The organism is Curtobacterium sp. L6-1 (assembly GCF_018885305.1).
In the GTDB taxonomy this organism is placed as follows: domain Bacteria; phylum Actinomycetota; class Actinomycetes; order Actinomycetales; family Microbacteriaceae; genus Curtobacterium; species Curtobacterium aetherium.
Window position 1 is genome coordinate 3316863 of sequence record NZ_CP076544.1, and the last position, 14526, is coordinate 3331388.

Annotated in this window: 14 protein-coding genes and 1 tRNA gene; 11 read left to right on the forward strand and 4 right to left on the reverse strand. The window is 72.6% G+C overall.

What is annotated here, in order from left to right; translation table 11 throughout:
• Positions 1-32: 32 nt before the first annotated feature.
• The gene (locus KM842_RS15355; protein ID WP_216259697.1) at positions 33-974 is read left to right on the forward strand and encodes a 2-deoxy-5-keto-D-gluconate 6-phosphate aldolase domain-containing protein; all 942 of its coding nucleotides are present in this window, start codon (positions 33-35) and stop codon (positions 972-974) included.
• 94 nt (positions 975-1068) lie between these two features.
• Complete coding sequence (locus tag KM842_RS15360; protein WP_216259698.1) at positions 1069-2211, forward strand: glycerol dehydrogenase; 1143 nt, start codon at positions 1069-1071, stop codon at positions 2209-2211.
• 31 nt (positions 2212-2242) lie between these two features.
• Here KM842_RS15360 and KM842_RS15365 read toward each other — a convergent pair whose 3' ends face one another.
• On the reverse strand, positions 2243-3010 hold the full coding sequence (locus KM842_RS15365; RefSeq protein WP_216259699.1) for an NAD(P)H-hydrate epimerase: 768 nt from the start codon (positions 3008-3010) through the stop codon (positions 2243-2245).
• 35 nt (positions 3011-3045) lie between these two features.
• Between KM842_RS15365 and KM842_RS15370 the strand changes: the two genes are divergently transcribed.
• Both KM842_RS15370 and KM842_RS15375 read left to right on the forward strand, forming a co-directional pair.
• The gene (locus KM842_RS15370; protein ID WP_216259701.1) at positions 3046-3831 is read left to right on the forward strand and encodes an alpha/beta fold hydrolase; all 786 of its coding nucleotides are present in this window, start codon (positions 3046-3048) and stop codon (positions 3829-3831) included.
• Positions 3832-3885: 54 nt separating this feature from the next.
• Positions 3886-4917, forward strand: coding sequence for an aldo/keto reductase (locus KM842_RS15375; RefSeq protein WP_216259703.1), 1032 nt, complete (start codon positions 3886-3888; stop codon positions 4915-4917).
• Positions 4918-4974: 57 nt separating this feature from the next.
• Here KM842_RS15375 and KM842_RS15380 read toward each other — a convergent pair.
• Positions 4975-5047: transfer RNA gene (locus tag KM842_RS15380), tRNA-Thr, on the reverse strand.
• Between the two features lie 72 nt (positions 5048-5119).
• Positions 5120-5521 (reverse strand): peptide-methionine (R)-S-oxide reductase MsrB, encoded by a 402-nt coding sequence (gene msrB, locus KM842_RS15385; RefSeq protein WP_216259705.1) that lies wholly within the window; start codon positions 5519-5521, stop codon positions 5120-5122.
• Positions 5522-5594: 73 nt separating this feature from the next.
• On the opposite strand from msrB, the gene KM842_RS15390 reads away from it, so the two are divergent.
• The 7 genes from KM842_RS15390 (at position 5595) to KM842_RS15420 (ending at position 12222) form a co-directional block, all read left to right on the forward strand.
• Entirely contained in the window at positions 5595-6071 is a 477-nt protein-coding gene (locus KM842_RS15390) for a GNAT family N-acetyltransferase (RefSeq protein ID WP_216259707.1), read from the forward strand.
• Positions 6071-7171, forward strand: a complete 1101-nt coding sequence (locus KM842_RS15395; protein WP_216259709.1) for a DUF2332 family protein — start codon at positions 6071-6073, stop codon at positions 7169-7171. The genes KM842_RS15390 and KM842_RS15395 overlap by 1 nt, the downstream gene beginning before the upstream one ends.
• A 119-nt stretch (positions 7172-7290) precedes the next feature.
• Complete coding sequence (locus KM842_RS15400) at positions 7291-7590, forward strand: DUF3263 domain-containing protein (protein WP_253206161.1); 300 nt, start codon at positions 7291-7293, stop codon at positions 7588-7590.
• Positions 7587-8204 carry a LytR C-terminal domain-containing protein gene (locus KM842_RS15405; RefSeq protein WP_216259713.1) on the forward strand — a complete coding sequence of 206 codons (618 nt, stop codon included), beginning with the start codon at positions 7587-7589 and terminating at the stop codon, positions 8202-8204. Before KM842_RS15400 ends, KM842_RS15405 begins: the two co-directional genes overlap by 4 nt.
• A gap of 253 nt (positions 8205-8457) precedes the next feature.
• Positions 8458-8661 (forward strand): cold-shock protein, encoded by a 204-nt coding sequence (locus tag KM842_RS15410; protein WP_056120541.1) that lies wholly within the window; start codon positions 8458-8460, stop codon positions 8659-8661.
• Positions 8662-8927: 266 nt separating this feature from the next.
• Complete coding sequence (gene groL, locus KM842_RS15415; protein ID WP_216259715.1) at positions 8928-10550, forward strand: chaperonin GroEL; 1623 nt, start codon at positions 8928-8930, stop codon at positions 10548-10550.
• Positions 10551-11340: 790 nt separating this feature from the next.
• Entirely contained in the window at positions 11341-12222 is an 882-nt protein-coding gene (locus tag KM842_RS15420) for a putative endonuclease domain-containing protein (RefSeq protein WP_216259717.1), read from the forward strand.
• Positions 12223-12782: 560 nt separating this feature from the next.
• Here the strand turns inward: KM842_RS15420 and KM842_RS15425 are convergent.
• Positions 12783-14510, reverse strand: coding sequence for a sensor histidine kinase (locus KM842_RS15425; RefSeq protein ID WP_216259719.1), 1728 nt, complete (start codon positions 14508-14510; stop codon positions 12783-12785).
• Between the last annotated feature and the right edge of the window lie 16 nt (positions 14511-14526).

A 14526-nucleotide genomic window follows, 5' to 3' on the forward strand; every position in this document is an offset into this window, starting at 1 on the left:
CACCGTGCGTTCCCCGGAGTAGACCGGGGCGCATGCCGATCCTCGACGAGACCCACCCCCTCTTCCTGTTCGCGATGGACCAGCGGTCCTCGCTCCTCGAGCACACCTACGACGAGGACTCCGGCGAGCCCGCCGACGAGGCCGAGGCGCAGCGGGTCCGTGCCGGCAAGCAGCTCGTCTACCGCGGGGTGCTCAACGCCCTCGCGGCGGGGGCGGCGCGCGAGCACACCGGTGTCCTGGTCGACGAGCGGTACGGCGCGGACGTCGCCCGGCTCGCCAAGGAGGCGGGGCTCCAGCTCGCGATGCCGGTGGAGCGGTCGGGCCGCGAGTGGTTCGAGCTCGAGTACGGCGACGACTGGGTCGCGCACGTGGACGCGTTCGACCCGGACTGGGTGAAGGTCCTGGTCCGCGACAACCCGGCCTTCGACGCGGACCGTCGCGCGCAGCAGGCGTCCGACCTGGCCGCCGTCGCGCGCACCCTGCACGACGCCGGTCGCCCCTTCCTGGTCGAACTGCTCGTGCCCGGGACCGACGAGCAGCAGGCCTCGGTCGAGGACTACGACCGCGATCTCCGCCCCGACCTCGTCGTGCAGGTGCTCGAGTACCTGCAGGACCACGGTGTCGAGGCCGACGTGTGGAAGCTCGAGGGACTCGACCGCCGCGAGGACGCCGAGCGCGTCGTCGCCACCGCCCGCCGGGACGGCCGCGACGCCGTGCAGTGCATCGTCCTCGGCCGGGACGCCCCGCAGGAGCAGCTCGACGGCTGGCTGCGCACGGCCGCCTCGGTCGACGGGTTCGTCGGCTTCGCGATCGGCCGCAGCAACTGGGAGGAGCCGCTCGAGGACGTCGTCCGCGAGCACCTGGACACCGAGGCCGCCGAGCAGCTCGTCGCGGCGAACTACCGGCACTTCGTCGACACCTGGCTGGAGGCCCGTGGCGGCGTCGACCACGGGGTGGACGCCGGCGCGGTCTGACGTCCGGGCGGTCACCGCGCGCGGAGGCGGCCCGCGTACCGTCGGCGGTGTCGGAACGAACGACACCTGTCGCACAACGGAAGGACACCGCCCCATGGCCACCCCCATCCAGACCGTGATGAGCCCCGCCCGCTACGTCCAGGGCAAGGACGCCATCACCCGCGTCGGCGAGTTCGTCGCGCCCATCGGCAAGCGTCCCCTGATCGTCGCCGACGACGTCGTGTGGGGGATCGTGCAGCAGGCCGTCGAGACGAGCTTCGCCGAGGCCGACCTGCCCGTGGAGCGCGTCGGGTTCGGCCGGTTCGCCACCCCCACGGCGATCGACGACCTCGTCACCGCCATCCGTGAGCGCGACGCGGACGTGGTCGTCGGCGTCGGCGGCGGGTCCGCGATCGACGCCGCCAAGGCCGCCGGGCACCTCGCCGGCATCCGCTGGGCGAGCGTCCCGACGGCGGCGAGCACCGACGCCCCGACCTCGGCCCTCGCCGTCGTCTACACCGACGAGGGCGAGTTCATCGAGTACCGGTTCTTCCCGCACAACCCGGACCTCGTGCTCATCGACACGAGGCTCGTCGCGAACGCCCCCGTGCAGTTCCTCGTCGCCGGCATCGGGGACGCGCTCGCCACCTGGGTCGAGGCCCGCGCGGCTGCCCGTGCGCACGCCGACACCATGGCCGGTGGCCTGCAGACCGCCGCCGGTGTCGCGCTCGCCGAACTCTCGTGGACGCTGCTGCACGACAACGCCCTGCAGGCGATCGAGGCCGTGCGCGCGAAGGTCGTCACGCCCGCGCTCGAGAAGGTCGTCGAGGCGAACACGCTGCTCTCCGGGCTCGGCTTCGAGTCCGGTGGCCTGGCCGCCGCGCACGCGATCCACAACGGCCTCACCGCCGCACCGCAGGCGCACGGCCTCGCCCACGGGCAGAAGGTCAACGTCGGCACGCTCGCCCAGCTCGTCATGGAGGGCGCCCCGGCCGAGGAGATCGAGGACTTCGTCGTCTTCACCACGAAGGTCGGGCTGCCGAACACCCTCACCGAGATCGGGCTGACCGTCGACGACACCGACGTGCTCCGCGCCGTCGCCGACGCCGCCACGGTCGAGTCCGAGACGATCCACAACATGCCGTTCCCGGTCACGCCGGAGATCGTCGTGGACGCCCTGGTCGCGCTCGAGGGCATCTCCCGCGGCATCCGCGCCGAGCACGGTCTGCCCGAGCCCGTCCGGTACGAGCACCACTAGGCACCGCCCCGGACGGGGACGGACCAGCGGGTCAGGTGCGGACCAGCGGCTCCACGGTCGCCAGGTCCGCACCGATCCCGACGTCGACCAGCTCGATCCGCCCGGCCAGCGTCGCCGCGGGACCCCGGAGCAGTCCCGCCTTCACACCGCCGAACGTCACCGTCACGTCGGCGTGCAGGACGTGATCGTCCGCGATGCCGCCACTGTCCACGTCGATGCCGCTCGGCACGTCGACCGCCACCACGAACGGTGCCCGCTGGTCGCGGGCGAGCTCGCGGAGGGCCGCCACCACCTCGCGCGCGGGCGACCGCAGCGGACCGCCCCCGCCGATGCCGAGGATGCCGTCGAGCACCAGGTCCGCGTCGAGCCCGGCCTCGCGCGCGATCCGTGTCGCGCGCTCGCCGCTCGGCGGCACCGCGGCCTGCACGATGTCGGCGGCGCCCGCCGTCGAGGAAGCGACCGACCCGTCGTCCGCAGGGTCGTCCAGGAGGCGCGCCCCCGCCTCCAGGGCTGCTGCCAGGCCCGCCTCGTGGACGCGTGCGCCGACGCGCAGGACGGCGACGTGCCTCCCGGCCGCCGCCAGGCGCGCTGCCGCGAACAGTGCGTCGCCGCCGTTGTCGCCGCTCCCCGCCAGGACGAGGGCCGAGCCGGGCCCGTCCCCGGGGCGGACCGCCGGGTCGTCGAGGAGGTCGCCGACCACCGCGGCGAGCCCGTCCGCCGCGCGCTGCATGAGGGGTTCCCCCGCCTCGAGGTGGGGGCGTTCCGCCGCCCGGATCTGGTCGCCGCCGTAGCCGTCCATGCCTGCCACTGTGGCCGCACTACCCTGGACGGGCCATGTCACTCGTCCCCGAAGCGCCCCGTCCCCGCGTCGTCATGTCGCCCGACGGCCTGCCGCTCGCCACCTACGACTTCGGCGACCCCGACGCGCCGGCCGTCCTCGCCGTGCACGGGTTCGCCTCGGGCGCCGTCCTCAACTGGCACGCCTCCGGGTGGACGCGCGACCTCGTCCGCGCCGGACACCGCGTCGTCGCCCTCGACCAGCGCGGACACGGCGCCAGCGGGAAGCCCCACTCGCCGCACGGCTACTCGATGGACCTGCTCGTCGACGACGTCACCGCGGTCATCGACACGTACCTGCTCGACGACGTGGCCTTCCTCGGGTACTCGCTCGGCGCCCGGGTCGGGTGGCACGCGGCGGAGCGCATGACGGACCGGGTCTCGCGCGCCGTGCTCGGCGGGATCCCGGACGCCGACCCGATGCGCCGCGTCCGGGTCGACCAGGCGTGGGCGTACATCAGCGACGGCACCCCGGTCGAGGACCGCGTCACGAACGGCTACCTCACGATGGCGGCGAACGTCGAGGGCAACGACCTGCGCGCCCTCGTGGCGATGGTCGAGGGCATGCGCGACAGCGTCGAGCCGACGCCGGCGAACGCGCCGACGCAACCGCTGCTCCTCGCCGCGGGGTCCGAGGACGGGATCAAGGACAGCGCGGTGCGGCTCGCGGCGACCGCGCCGGACGCGACGTTCCTCGAGATCCCGGGGCGCAACCACTTCAACGCCCCGACGTCCAGGCAGTTCCGGGAGGCGGCGATCGCGTTCCTGTCCGCGGGCCGCTGACGGGTACTCGTGGGCCCTCCCGCCGCGGAGGCGGCCGGGCGTAGCGTCCGCCGCATGGACTACAGACTCCTCGGCTCCAGCGGGACAGCGGTGTCCTCGCTGACCCTCGGCACCATGACGTTCGGCAGCGAAGCCGACGAACCCACCTCCCACGCCGTCCTCGACGCGTTCGTCGCCGCCGGCGGCACGCTCGTCGACACGGCCGACGTGTACTCGGGCAACGAGTCCGAGCGCATCATCGGCCGGTGGCTCCGCGACCACCCGACCGAGGCGCAGCAGGTCGTGCTCGCCACCAAGGGCCGCTTCCCGCAGGGGGAGGGCCCGAACGACCTCGGACTGTCGCGCCGCCACCTCCGCCGCGCCCTCGACGCGTCCCTCGACCGCCTCGGCGTCGACCACATCGACCTGTACCAGATGCACGCGTGGGACGCCCTGACCCCGGTCGAGGAGACGCTCCGGTTCCTCGACGACGCCGTGTCCGCCGGCAAGATCGGGTCGTACGGCTTCTCGAACTACCTCGGCTATCAGGTGACGAAGGCCGTGTACGAGGCGAAGGCGCACGGGTGGGCCCCGCCGGTGACCCTCCAGCCGCAGTACAACCTGCTCGTCCGCGACATCGAGCACGAGGTCGTGCCCGCCTGCCTCGACGCGGGCATCGGACTGCTCCCGTGGTCCCCGCTCGCCGGCGGCTGGCTGTCCGGCAAGTACCAGCGCGACGAGGCCCCGACCGGCTCGACCCGCCTGGGCGAGGACCCGGGGCGCGGCATGGAGGCGTGGGAGGCCCGGAACGCCGACGAGCGCACGTGGCAGGTGCTCGACGCGGTCGCCGCGGTGGCCGACGCCCACGGTGCGTCGAAGTCGCAGGTCGCCCTGGCCTGGCTCCTCGCACGACCGGCCGTCACGAGCGTCATCCTGGGCGTCCGGACCGTCGAGCAGCTGCAGGACAACCTGGGCGCGGCCGACCTCGTGCTCGACGAGGCCGAACTACGGACGCTCACCGAGGCCAGCGCACCCCGCGTCGACGACTACCCGTACGGCACGGCGGGTGTGGCCCAGCGCGAGCGGAAGATCACCGGCGGCCGCTGACCGGGTCGGCCGCTGACCGGGTCGGCCGCTGACCGGGCCGGCCGCGGGCCTCCTGAGGGCCGGCAGCGGGACTTGAACCCGCAACCCCCGTATTACAAGTACGGTGCGCTACCAATTGCGCCATGCCGGCTGACCCGCCCATCGTACCGGGCGGACACGACGACGGCGCCCGGGCTCAGCCCGGGCGCCGTCGTCGTCCGCGTCACTGCTCCGCGGAGAAGTTCAGCGAGATCGAGTTCATGCAGTAGCGGTCACCCGTGGGCGTGCCGAAGCCGTCCGGGAAGACGTGGCCGAGGTGTCCGCCGCAGTTGGCGCACCGGACCTCGGTGCGGACCATGCCGAGGGACTTGTCCTCGATGAGCTGGACGGCCTCCGGCTCGACCGACTCGTAGAACGACGGCCAGCCGCAGCCCGAGTCGAACTTCGTGCCGCTCTTGAACAGTTCCGCACCACACGCTGCACACGTGTAGACGCCGGCACGCTCCTCGTCGAGGAGCTCGCCGGTCCACGGGCGCTCCGTCCCGGCCTGGCGCAGCACGGCGTACTGGTCCGGGGAGAGCTCCTCGCGCCACTGGGCGTCGGACTTGTCGACGTTGTATGCCATGTGCGTACCTCCTGGTTCCGACCGGGGCTCGTGACCGCCGGTGATCGTGCGTCACACCAGTAAACTCCGAGCGATGTCCGAGCATTCCGTCCGCCGTGCCCGCTGGGGCGACCTGACGACCGACGAGCTCTACGACGTCGTCCGGCTGCGCAACCGGGTGTTCGCGCTCGAGCAGCGCGTCTCCGCCGAGGACTTCGACGGCCGCGACCGCGAGCCCGACACCGAGCACTGGTGGGTCTCGCGCGCCGACGCCGGGACCGTCGGGTACCTCCGTCTGGTCCGGCCGGCGGACGGCGAGCCGCACCCGGCCGACACCGCCGACCCCACCCGGGTGATCGGCCGTGTCGCCACCCACCCGGACCACCGCGGGCAGGGCATCGCCGGTCGCCTGGTCGCGGCGGCGGTCGAGGCCCACGGGCACGGCGCGATGGTCCTGCACGCCCAGCAGTACGTCGCCGGCCTGTACGAGCGCCACGGGTTCGTCCGCTTCGGCGCCCCCTACGACGAGGCCGGCATCACCCACGTCGGCATGTACCGCGCCGGCTCCTGATGGACACACGGGAGCGCTACCGCGCCTACGCCGAGCGGGTCGCGTCCGTCTCGCCGACCTACGCCGCGTGGGCGCGCTCGGTCGACGACGCCCTCGTCGCCCTCCTCGACGCGGTGCCCCCGACGAAGCGCCAACCGGAACTGCTCTTCGCGGTCGCCCGACGGCTCGGCGCCGACCCGTCCGACCCGGCAGCGCTCCGCGCCCTCGGACGGGAGGCCCGCCCCGCGCTGGTCGCGGCCCTCACCACCGCCACGGTGCAGGCCAACGACCCGCGACGGCTCGCCCCGGTGGTCCCGGTCCTCGCCGCGCTGTCGGCGGCCTCGGACCGGCCGCTCGGGCTGGTCGACGTGGGCGCCGCCGCCGGACTGTGCTCGATCCCGGACCGGGTCACGCTCGACCATCGTGTCGTGCGCGACCACCGTGTCGTGCTCGGCCAGGTTGCGTCCGGGGATGCCGGGTCGGAGTGCGCCGGGTCCGGGGCCGGAGTCGAGGGTGCCGGGTCCGGGATCGCCGGGACGCGCCTCGTGCGGGTGCACACCGCGGTCGCCGGGCCGGCCGTGCACCTCGTCGCGGAGGTCACCGGTGACCCACCGGCCCCCGCCGCCACGTCGATCCGGATCGGAGCGCGGATCGCGCTCGACCCGAACCCGATCGACCCCGCGGCACCGGGAGCGCTCGACCGCCTGGCCGAGGCGGTCCCGCCCGAGGCGACGGACCGGACCGCCCTGATGCGGGACGCGTTGCGGGCGACGCTGGTGGAGCCTCCCGTCCGGATCCGCGGCATCGTGCCGGACGACCTGGACCGGGCGCTCGACGCCGTGCCGGACGGCTGCGAGCCCGTCGTCCTCACCACCGGCACGCTCGTCTACGTGCCGGGTGCCGGACGGCAGCGGCTGGTCGATCGGCTGCGCGAGCGCGACGTGCGGTGGGTGGCGCTCGAGCGCACCGGCGTCCTGACGGAGGTGGCGGCGACGCTGCCCGACGACGTCGACGCGGCGGACCCGGACGCCTTCGCGACGCTCTCGCTCGACGGCCGGGCGCTCGCCGTGTCCGATCCGTTCGGCACCCGCGTCCGCTGGTTCCCGTCGACGACCGCCTGACCGGCACGCGCGGCCGGGGCTGAGCGGGTTCTGCGACAGTCCAGCGCCGTGCCAGGGTCGACCTGCCGGACGCCCCTACGATGTGCGAGACCTGCAACCCGTCCGTGATCGGAGCCCGAGTGACCGCGCTGCCCGCCGACGAGCTCACCGAGCTCGCCAAGCACGTGCTCGCGTTCGAGCACGAGCGCGCGCGGCACGACCGGACGAAGGAAGCCGAGATCCGGGTCGAGTTCGACATGTCGCCGACGCGGTACTACCAGGTGCTCAACCAGGTCATCGACACCCCGGCGGCCCTCGCACACGACCCGCAGCTCGTCACCCGGCTGCAGCGTCTCCGCCACGCCCGGACGAGCGCCCGGGCTGCCCGCAGCTTCGTCGCGCCCGCGGCCGACCACGAAGGACGTGAAGAGGAACGATGACGAGATTCCCGCGAGACCGGTTCGACGACGTCCCCGAGGGGCCCCGGATCGGCGCGCACCGCGGTGCTGCCCGACGTGGCGGCGGCTGGGTCGTCTTCGCCTGGGCCGCGCTCGCGACCGGCGTGCTGGTCGGCGTCGGTGTGCTCGTGCTCAACCTCCTCAACGGCAGCGTCCAGTTCCCGGAGGGCGGCGGCAGCACGAAGCCGTCGGCCTCGTCGACGCCCACGCCGAGCGCGTCGACCGGTGGCTCCGCCTCCGACGCTCCCGCTCCGGGTGACGGTGCCGCCGCGCCGACGCAGTCCCCGTCCGCGCCCACCGGTGCCGCGCCCGCCGACCAGGGTGCGACGACGCTCGTCGTGCTGAACGGGACCTCCACCTCGGGCCTGGCGGCGAACGCGTCGGCGAAGCTCGCGGGTGCCGGGTGGACCGTGACCTCGACCGGGGACGCCGGCACCACCGGGTCGACGCAGACGATCGTCTACTACCAGCAGGCGTCGCAGGCGGCCCTCGCGCAGGGCATCGCGCAGTCGCTCGGCGTCACCGCCGTGCAGCAGTCGTCCGCCTTCCCGAACGCCGACGTGTCGGTCGTGCTCGGGGCGGACTACAGCGGCTGATCGGCCCGATCGCGGGTCCCGTGTTTCCGGCACGTTGCAGATCGGGGCCCGCGGCGTGAAATGCGGGTCACACCTCTTGCCGAAATGCTGACTGTCCGTCAGAGTCAGCGGTGGTCACCCCGTGATCGTGACGATGCCTCGACCCGAGGACCGTCGCCGCGGCCCGGGTGAGTCGACACGCGCTCGGACCCGAGGGACGCCACGTGCGATGGCGCCGTCGTTCGCAACAGCAGTACCGCAGGGAGCAAGGAACATGGCCAACGGAACCGTGAAGTGGTTCAACGCCGAGAAGGGCTTCGGCTTCATCACCGTGGATGGAGGGGGCCAGGACGTGTTCGTGCACTACTCGGCCATCGACATGAACGGCTACAAGGTCCTCGAGGAGGGCCAGGCAGTGACGTTCGACGTCGGCACCGGGTCGAAGGGCCCGCAGGCCGAGTCGGTCCGTCCCGCCTAGTCGTCACGAACCACTCGCGAACGCGCCGTCCCGTCGGGGGCGGCGCGTTCGTCGTTCCCCGACCGTTCGTGCGCCGGCGGTTCGGAGTGCGCGCGGTCCCGCGGTTCGTTCCCCTCGGGGTGGTGACCCGACCTGTGGAGTGGGGGAGAGCCTCCGGACTGTGTTGCACTCTCGGGTGGCGAGTGCCAGAATCGGGCTTGGCACTCGGCCCAGCGGAGTGCCAGAACGACCCCGATGACGACGTCCGGGAGGGACGAAGAACTCACATGGCAAAGATCATTGCTTTCAACGAAGAGGCCCGACGCGGCCTCGAGCGCGGCCTCAACCAGCTGGCCGACGCCGTGAAGGTGACGCTCGGCCCGCGCGGCCGCAACGTCGTCCTCGAGAAGAAGTGGGGCGCCCCCACGATCACGAACGACGGTGTCTCCATCGCCAAGGAGATCGAGCTCGACGACCCGTACGAGAAGATCGGTGCGGAGCTCGTCAAGGAGGTCGCCAAGAAGACCGACGACGTCGCCGGTGACGGTACGACCACCGCGACCGTGCTCGCCCAGGCGCTCGTCCGCGAGGGCCTCCGCAACGTCGCCGCCGGCGCCGACCCCATCTCCCTCAAGCGCGGCATCGAGAAGGCCGTCAAGGCCGTCTCCGAGCAGCTGCTCGCCGACGCCAAGGAGATCGAGACCAAGGACCAGATCGCCGCGACTGCGTCGATCTCGGCCGCTGACCCGACCATCGGCGAGCTCATCGCCGAGGCGATCGACAAGGTCGGCAAGGAAGGTGTCGTCACCGTCGAGGAGTCGAACACCTTCGGCACCGAGCTCGAGCTGACCGAGGGCATGCGCTTCGACAAGGGCTACCTGTCGCAGTACTTCGTCACCGACCCCGAGCGTCAGGAAGCCGTCTTCGAGGACGCCTACATCCTGATCGTCAACTCGAAGATCTCGAACATCAAGGACCTCCTGCCGGTCGTCGACAAGGTGATCCAGGCGGGCAAGCAGCTCCTGATCATCGCCGAGGACGTCGACGGCGAGGCCCTGGCCACGCTCGTCGTGAACAAGATCCGCGGCATCTTCAAGTCCGTCGCCGTTAAGGCCCCGGGCTTCGGCGACCGCCGCAAGGCCATGCTGCAGGACATCGCGATCCTCACCGGCGGCCAGGTCATCTCGGAAGAGGTCGGCCTCAAGCTCGAGAACGCGACGCTCGACCTCCTCGGTCGTGCCCGCAAGGTCGTCATCACCAAGGACGAGACCACGATCGTCGAGGGTGCCGGCGACGCCGAGCAGATCGCCGGCCGTGTCCGCCAGATCCGCTCCGAGATCGACGCGACCGACTCCGACTACGACCGCGAGAAGCTCCAGGAGCGCCTCGCGAAGCTCGCCGGTGGCGTCGCCGTCATCAAGGCGGGTGCCGCGACCGAGGTCGAGCTCAAGGAGCGCAAGCACCGCATCGAGGACGCCGTCCGCAACGCGAAGGCTGCCGTCGAAGAGGGCATCGTCGCCGGTGGTGGCGTCGCCCTCATCCAGGCCGGCAAGGTCGCGCTCGACTCGCTCACCCTCGAGGGTGACGAGGCGACCGGCGCGAACATCGTCCGCGTCGCGATCGACGCCCCGCTCAAGCAGATCGCGCTGAACGCCGGTCTCGAGCCGGGTGTCGTGGCTGCCAAGGTCCGCGAGCTCGAGTCCGGTTGGGGCCTCAACGCCGCGACCGGCGAGTACGTCGACCTGATCGCCACCGGCATCATCGACCCCGCCAAGGTCACGCGTTCGGCGCTGCAGAACGCTGCGTCGATCGCCGGTCTGTTCCTCACGACCGAGGCCGTCGTCGCCGACAAGCCGGAGAAGACCCCGGCCATGCCGGCCGGCGACCCCACGGGTGGCATGGACTTCTAGTCCGTCTGCTCGGCACGGGCCCCCGCACGCTTCGGCGTGCGGGGGCCCTTCCGCGTGCGCGGCGCGAGGGCTCGCAGGCGGGCTGGCGGGGGCGGGCCGGCCGGCGGGGGCCGGGGTGTGCTGGGTCGCGTGCGCTGGTCGCCGAGGGCGCGCGTTCGGCCGCCGGTGCGCGCTCGGCCCGGCACGTCGTGCGACCTCGGCGGAGGCCCGGCGGCGGGTCGTGCGACCCGGCTGCCCGTGCCGCCCTCGCCCCGGTCGGGCGGGCACGCTCGGGCCGGCCCCGTGCCGAGGTCGCGCGTTCTGCCGCCGGTGCGCGCTCGGCCCGGCACGTCGTGCGACCTCGGCGGAGGCCCGGCGGCGGGTCGTGCGACCCGGCCGTCCGTGCCGCCCTCGCCCCGGTCGGGCGGACGGAATGCTCGGGCTGGCCCCGTGCCGAGGTCGCGCGTTCTGCCGCCGGTGCGTGCTCGGCTCGGCACGTCGTGCGACCTCGGCGGAGGCCCGGCGGCGGGTCGTGCGACCCGGCCGCCCGTGCCGCCCTCGCCCCGGTCGGGCGGGCGGAACGCTCGGGCTGGCCCCGTGCCGAGGTCGCGCGTTCTGCCGCCCGTGCGCGCTCGGCCCGGCACGTCGTGCGACCCCGGCGGCGGGTCGTGCGACCCGAGCCGCGGGCACTCGGCACAGACGACCTCGGCGCTCGGGCTACGCGTCCCTGCACAGGAGGCTCCTCCCGCCGTCTTCTCCACAGGGTCACGGAAAACTCCCGCCGTCGCCCCGGCTGCTCGAGACTCCGGTGATGGTGAAGCCACGTCCGTTGCCCGAGCCCTTCGCTGCTGGCGCGTTCCTGGTCCGAGATGCACTCGCGGCGGGGGTGGACCCAGGGCGGCTCCGACGACTCGACCTGCAACGCCCCGTCCACGGGGTCCGGGTCAGGGCTGAGGAGGACGTGACGATGGTCGGGGCGCTCATGCCGCTCCTCCGGTCCGACCAGTTCTTCAGCCACACCACCGCCGCCGGGCTCTGGGGAGCGCCGCTCCCGCAACGCGTCCAGTTGGGGGTGCACGTGTCGACCGCAGGGCATGCCGCGCTCATGCGACGACCCGGCGTCATCGGGCACCGTGCTGCAGCGGACGTCGCGACGACCATGGCGTTCGGGGCGCGCCTCAGCACGCCCGAGCGGAGTTGGTGGGAGTGCGCTTCGGTCCTCACCGTCCGGGAGCTCGTCGCCGTCGGGGATGCCCTCGTCGGCAGGGCGGGCTTGACGACGATCGACGGACTGGCAGCGGCGCTCCTCCGCGGGCATCGGTACGTGACGGTCGCACGAGCCGCATTGGAGCTCGTGCGGGTCGGTGCGGAATCAGCGATGGAGACGTGGTTCCGGCTCGCCGTCGTCGACGCCGGGTTCCCGGAGCCGGAGTTGAACGTCGACGTCCACGACGCCGACGGGGTCTTCCTCGGCCGCGTGGACATGGCCTGGCCCGAGTTCCGCATCGCCTTCGAGTACGACGGCGATCACCACCGGGAGCGGGAGGTGTTCCGGCACGACCATCGGCGCGACAACGGGTTCGTCGTGAACGACTGGTTGGTGGTGCACGCCACAGCCCTCGATGCCGCCCGCCCTGCCTTGGTCTTCGAGCGGCTCCGGCAGGCGTTCGAGGCTCGCCGCCGGGGTGCCTGACCCCTCGCGCCGCCGGTTGCCGATCTGACTCCGGCTTCTGGCTCCGGCTTCTGGCTCTGAGTCGCAGGACGTGCCGCACGGTGACCGTCGAGGTCGCACGGGCTGCTGCTGGAAACGGGGATGGGCGGCAGATCACGTGACTGCGGCGCGAGCGGGGCGGCAGTTCGCGCGATGTCGGCGTCGTCACGGCGGGTGACCCGCTCGACCACCGGGTGGGAGGACTTCGGCGGCGCTGCCGGCCGAGATCGCGGGACTTGCCGCACGTGAGTCGCCGAGGTCGCACGATGTGCTGCGGCGGGCCCCGGCGGGCAGCAGGTCGTGCGACTTCGGCGGAGGTAGGACGGCGGGGTGTGCGACCTCGGCGCTCCTGGTCGAGGTCGCGGGACTTGCCGCACGTGAGTCGCCGAGGTCGCACGATGTGCTGCGGCGGGCCCCGCCGGGCGGCAGACTTCGTGACTTCGGCCGAGGTAGGACGGCGGGCCGTGCGACCTCGGCGCTCCTGGTCGAGGTCGCGGGACTTGCCGCACGCGCGGCGCCGGCGACTCCGGCGCCGCCCCGCGTCAGGACAAGGTGGGGGCGGCGGGAGCGGAGTCGCGGGGAAGCAGGGGGAGCCACACGCGGAAGGTGGCGCCGCCGCCGGGGGTGTCGAACACCTCGACGGACCCGTGGTGCGCGTGCACGATGCCCGACACGATCGCCAGCCCGAGGCCCGAACCGCCGGTGTCCCGCGCACGCGAGGTGTCGGCACGCCAGAAGCGCTGGAAGATCTTCTCGCGCAGCTGCGGCGGGATGCCCTCGCCGTGGTCGATCACGTCGATGTGGGCCATGCCGCGGTCGTCGTCCACGCCGATGCCGATCTCGATCGGGTCGTCGTGGTTCGTGAACCGCATGGCGTTGCCCATCAGGTTCGTGATGACCTGGCGGATCTTGTTCTCCTCGGCCAGGACGATCGGCGGGCGCTTCGGCAGGACGATCGTCGGCAGCGGCGTCGTCTCGGCCGTGGGGCTCTTGCCGTCAGCGCTCATCGCCCGGGTCCGACGGGCACGCAGGCGTGCGATCGTCTGCCGTGAGAAGGCGATCGGACCGGTGGTGTTCAGCGACGGCGAGGTGGGACCGTTCGGGGACCCGTCGCCCTCGGAACCGTCGGCACCGGAGGCGGCCACCCCGAACGAGCTCACCGGCCGGACGGCCTGCGGCACGTTCTCGCCGGTCAGGGCGTCCTCGACGAGCACCTGGATCTCGCGGTCGGGGTTCGACGCCATGGTGTCGAGCGCGGAGTCGCGCGCGATGGCGACCAGGTCGACCGGACCGAGTTCGAGCGGCTTGGACTCGTCGATGCGCGCGAGCTGCAGCAGGTCCTGCACGAGGAGGCCCATGCGCTGCGCCTCCTTCTCGATGCGCTCCATCGCCTGCGCCACGTCCTCTTCCTTGCGGAGCGCACCCATCCGGTACAGCTCGGCGTACCCGCGGAGCGAGACGAGGGGGGTGCGGAGTTCGTGCGACGCGTCGCCGACGAAGCGGCGCATCTGGTCGATGGTGCGTTGACGGTCCTCGAAGGCGTCGTCGATCCGTTCGAGCATCGTGTTCAGCGAGCGGTTGAGCCGCCCGACCTCGGTGTTCGGGGTGTCCGCGTCGAGGCGCTGGTTGAAGTCGCCGGCGGCGAAGCGGGCCGCGGTGTCCTCGACGTTCCGGAGCGGGTCGAACGTGGCGGTGACGAGGAGGCGCGTGAGCATCGCACCGAGCAGGATCACCGAGATGCCGAAGAGCAGGAAGATGACGGTGAACTGGACGATGGTCTGGTCGGTGCCGGCGCTGGAGACGGCGACCAGGACGTACCCGGTCTCGGTGTCACCGGTGGACAGGTTCTGCAGGTTCGCCGGGATGACCTGCGCACGCCACTCGTGGTTGTGCTGCTTGTCGTACAGGCTGAACGGGCCGTTGATGCCGGCCGCCTGCGGGAAGTCCACGCGGGTGATGTCGGGCTGCGACGACGAAGGGGTGTCGCAGATCTGCTTGGCATCCCCGTCGTATGCGGCGACGTACGCGCTCTTCGCCAGGACGACCGACAGCTTGCAGTACTCGTCCCCGTCGCTGACGTTCTGCCCCTCGAGCTGCGAGGTCGTCGTCGTCACCTGGTTGTCGAGCTGACGCATCAGGTACGTGCTCAGCACCGTCATGGTGCCGAGGCCGGCGACGAGCAGGCCCAGCGCGACCAGGAGGACGGTGATCCCGGTGATCTTCGTACGGAGGGAGATCGCGTCCCACCAGTGGCTCATTCGCGCGTGCATGCTTCCCCAACAGTAA

Excerpts from the sequence above, each read along its gene's own strand:
- groL (WP_216259715.1), top strand. The coding sequence starts at position 8,928 with ATGGCAAAGATCATTGCTTTCAACGAAGAGGCCCGACGCGGCCTCGAG.
- KM842_RS15365 (WP_216259699.1), bottom strand. The coding sequence starts at position 3,010 with ATGGACGGCTACGGCGGCGACCAGATCCGGGCGGCGGAACGCCCCCAC.
- KM842_RS15370 (WP_216259701.1), top strand. The coding sequence starts at position 3,046 with ATGTCACTCGTCCCCGAAGCGCCCCGTCCCCGCGTCGTCATGTCGCCC.
- KM842_RS15390 (WP_216259707.1), top strand. The coding sequence starts at position 5,595 with ATGTCCGAGCATTCCGTCCGCCGTGCCCGCTGGGGCGACCTGACGACC.
- KM842_RS15395 (WP_216259709.1), top strand. The coding sequence starts at position 6,071 with ATGGACACACGGGAGCGCTACCGCGCCTACGCCGAGCGGGTCGCGTCC.
- KM842_RS15405 (WP_216259713.1), top strand. The coding sequence starts at position 7,587 with ATGACGAGATTCCCGCGAGACCGGTTCGACGACGTCCCCGAGGGGCCC.
- KM842_RS15375 (WP_216259703.1), top strand. The coding sequence starts at position 3,886 with ATGGACTACAGACTCCTCGGCTCCAGCGGGACAGCGGTGTCCTCGCTG.
- KM842_RS15355 (WP_216259697.1), top strand. The coding sequence starts at position 33 with ATGCCGATCCTCGACGAGACCCACCCCCTCTTCCTGTTCGCGATGGAC.
- KM842_RS15420 (WP_216259717.1), top strand. The coding sequence starts at position 11,341 with ATGGTGAAGCCACGTCCGTTGCCCGAGCCCTTCGCTGCTGGCGCGTTC.
- msrB (WP_216259705.1), bottom strand. The coding sequence starts at position 5,521 with ATGGCATACAACGTCGACAAGTCCGACGCCCAGTGGCGCGAGGAGCTC.
- KM842_RS15360 (WP_216259698.1), top strand. The coding sequence starts at position 1,069 with ATGGCCACCCCCATCCAGACCGTGATGAGCCCCGCCCGCTACGTCCAG.
- KM842_RS15410 (WP_056120541.1), top strand. The coding sequence starts at position 8,458 with ATGGCCAACGGAACCGTGAAGTGGTTCAACGCCGAGAAGGGCTTCGGC.
- KM842_RS15425 (WP_216259719.1), bottom strand. The coding sequence starts at position 14,510 with ATGCACGCGCGAATGAGCCACTGGTGGGACGCGATCTCCCTCCGTACG.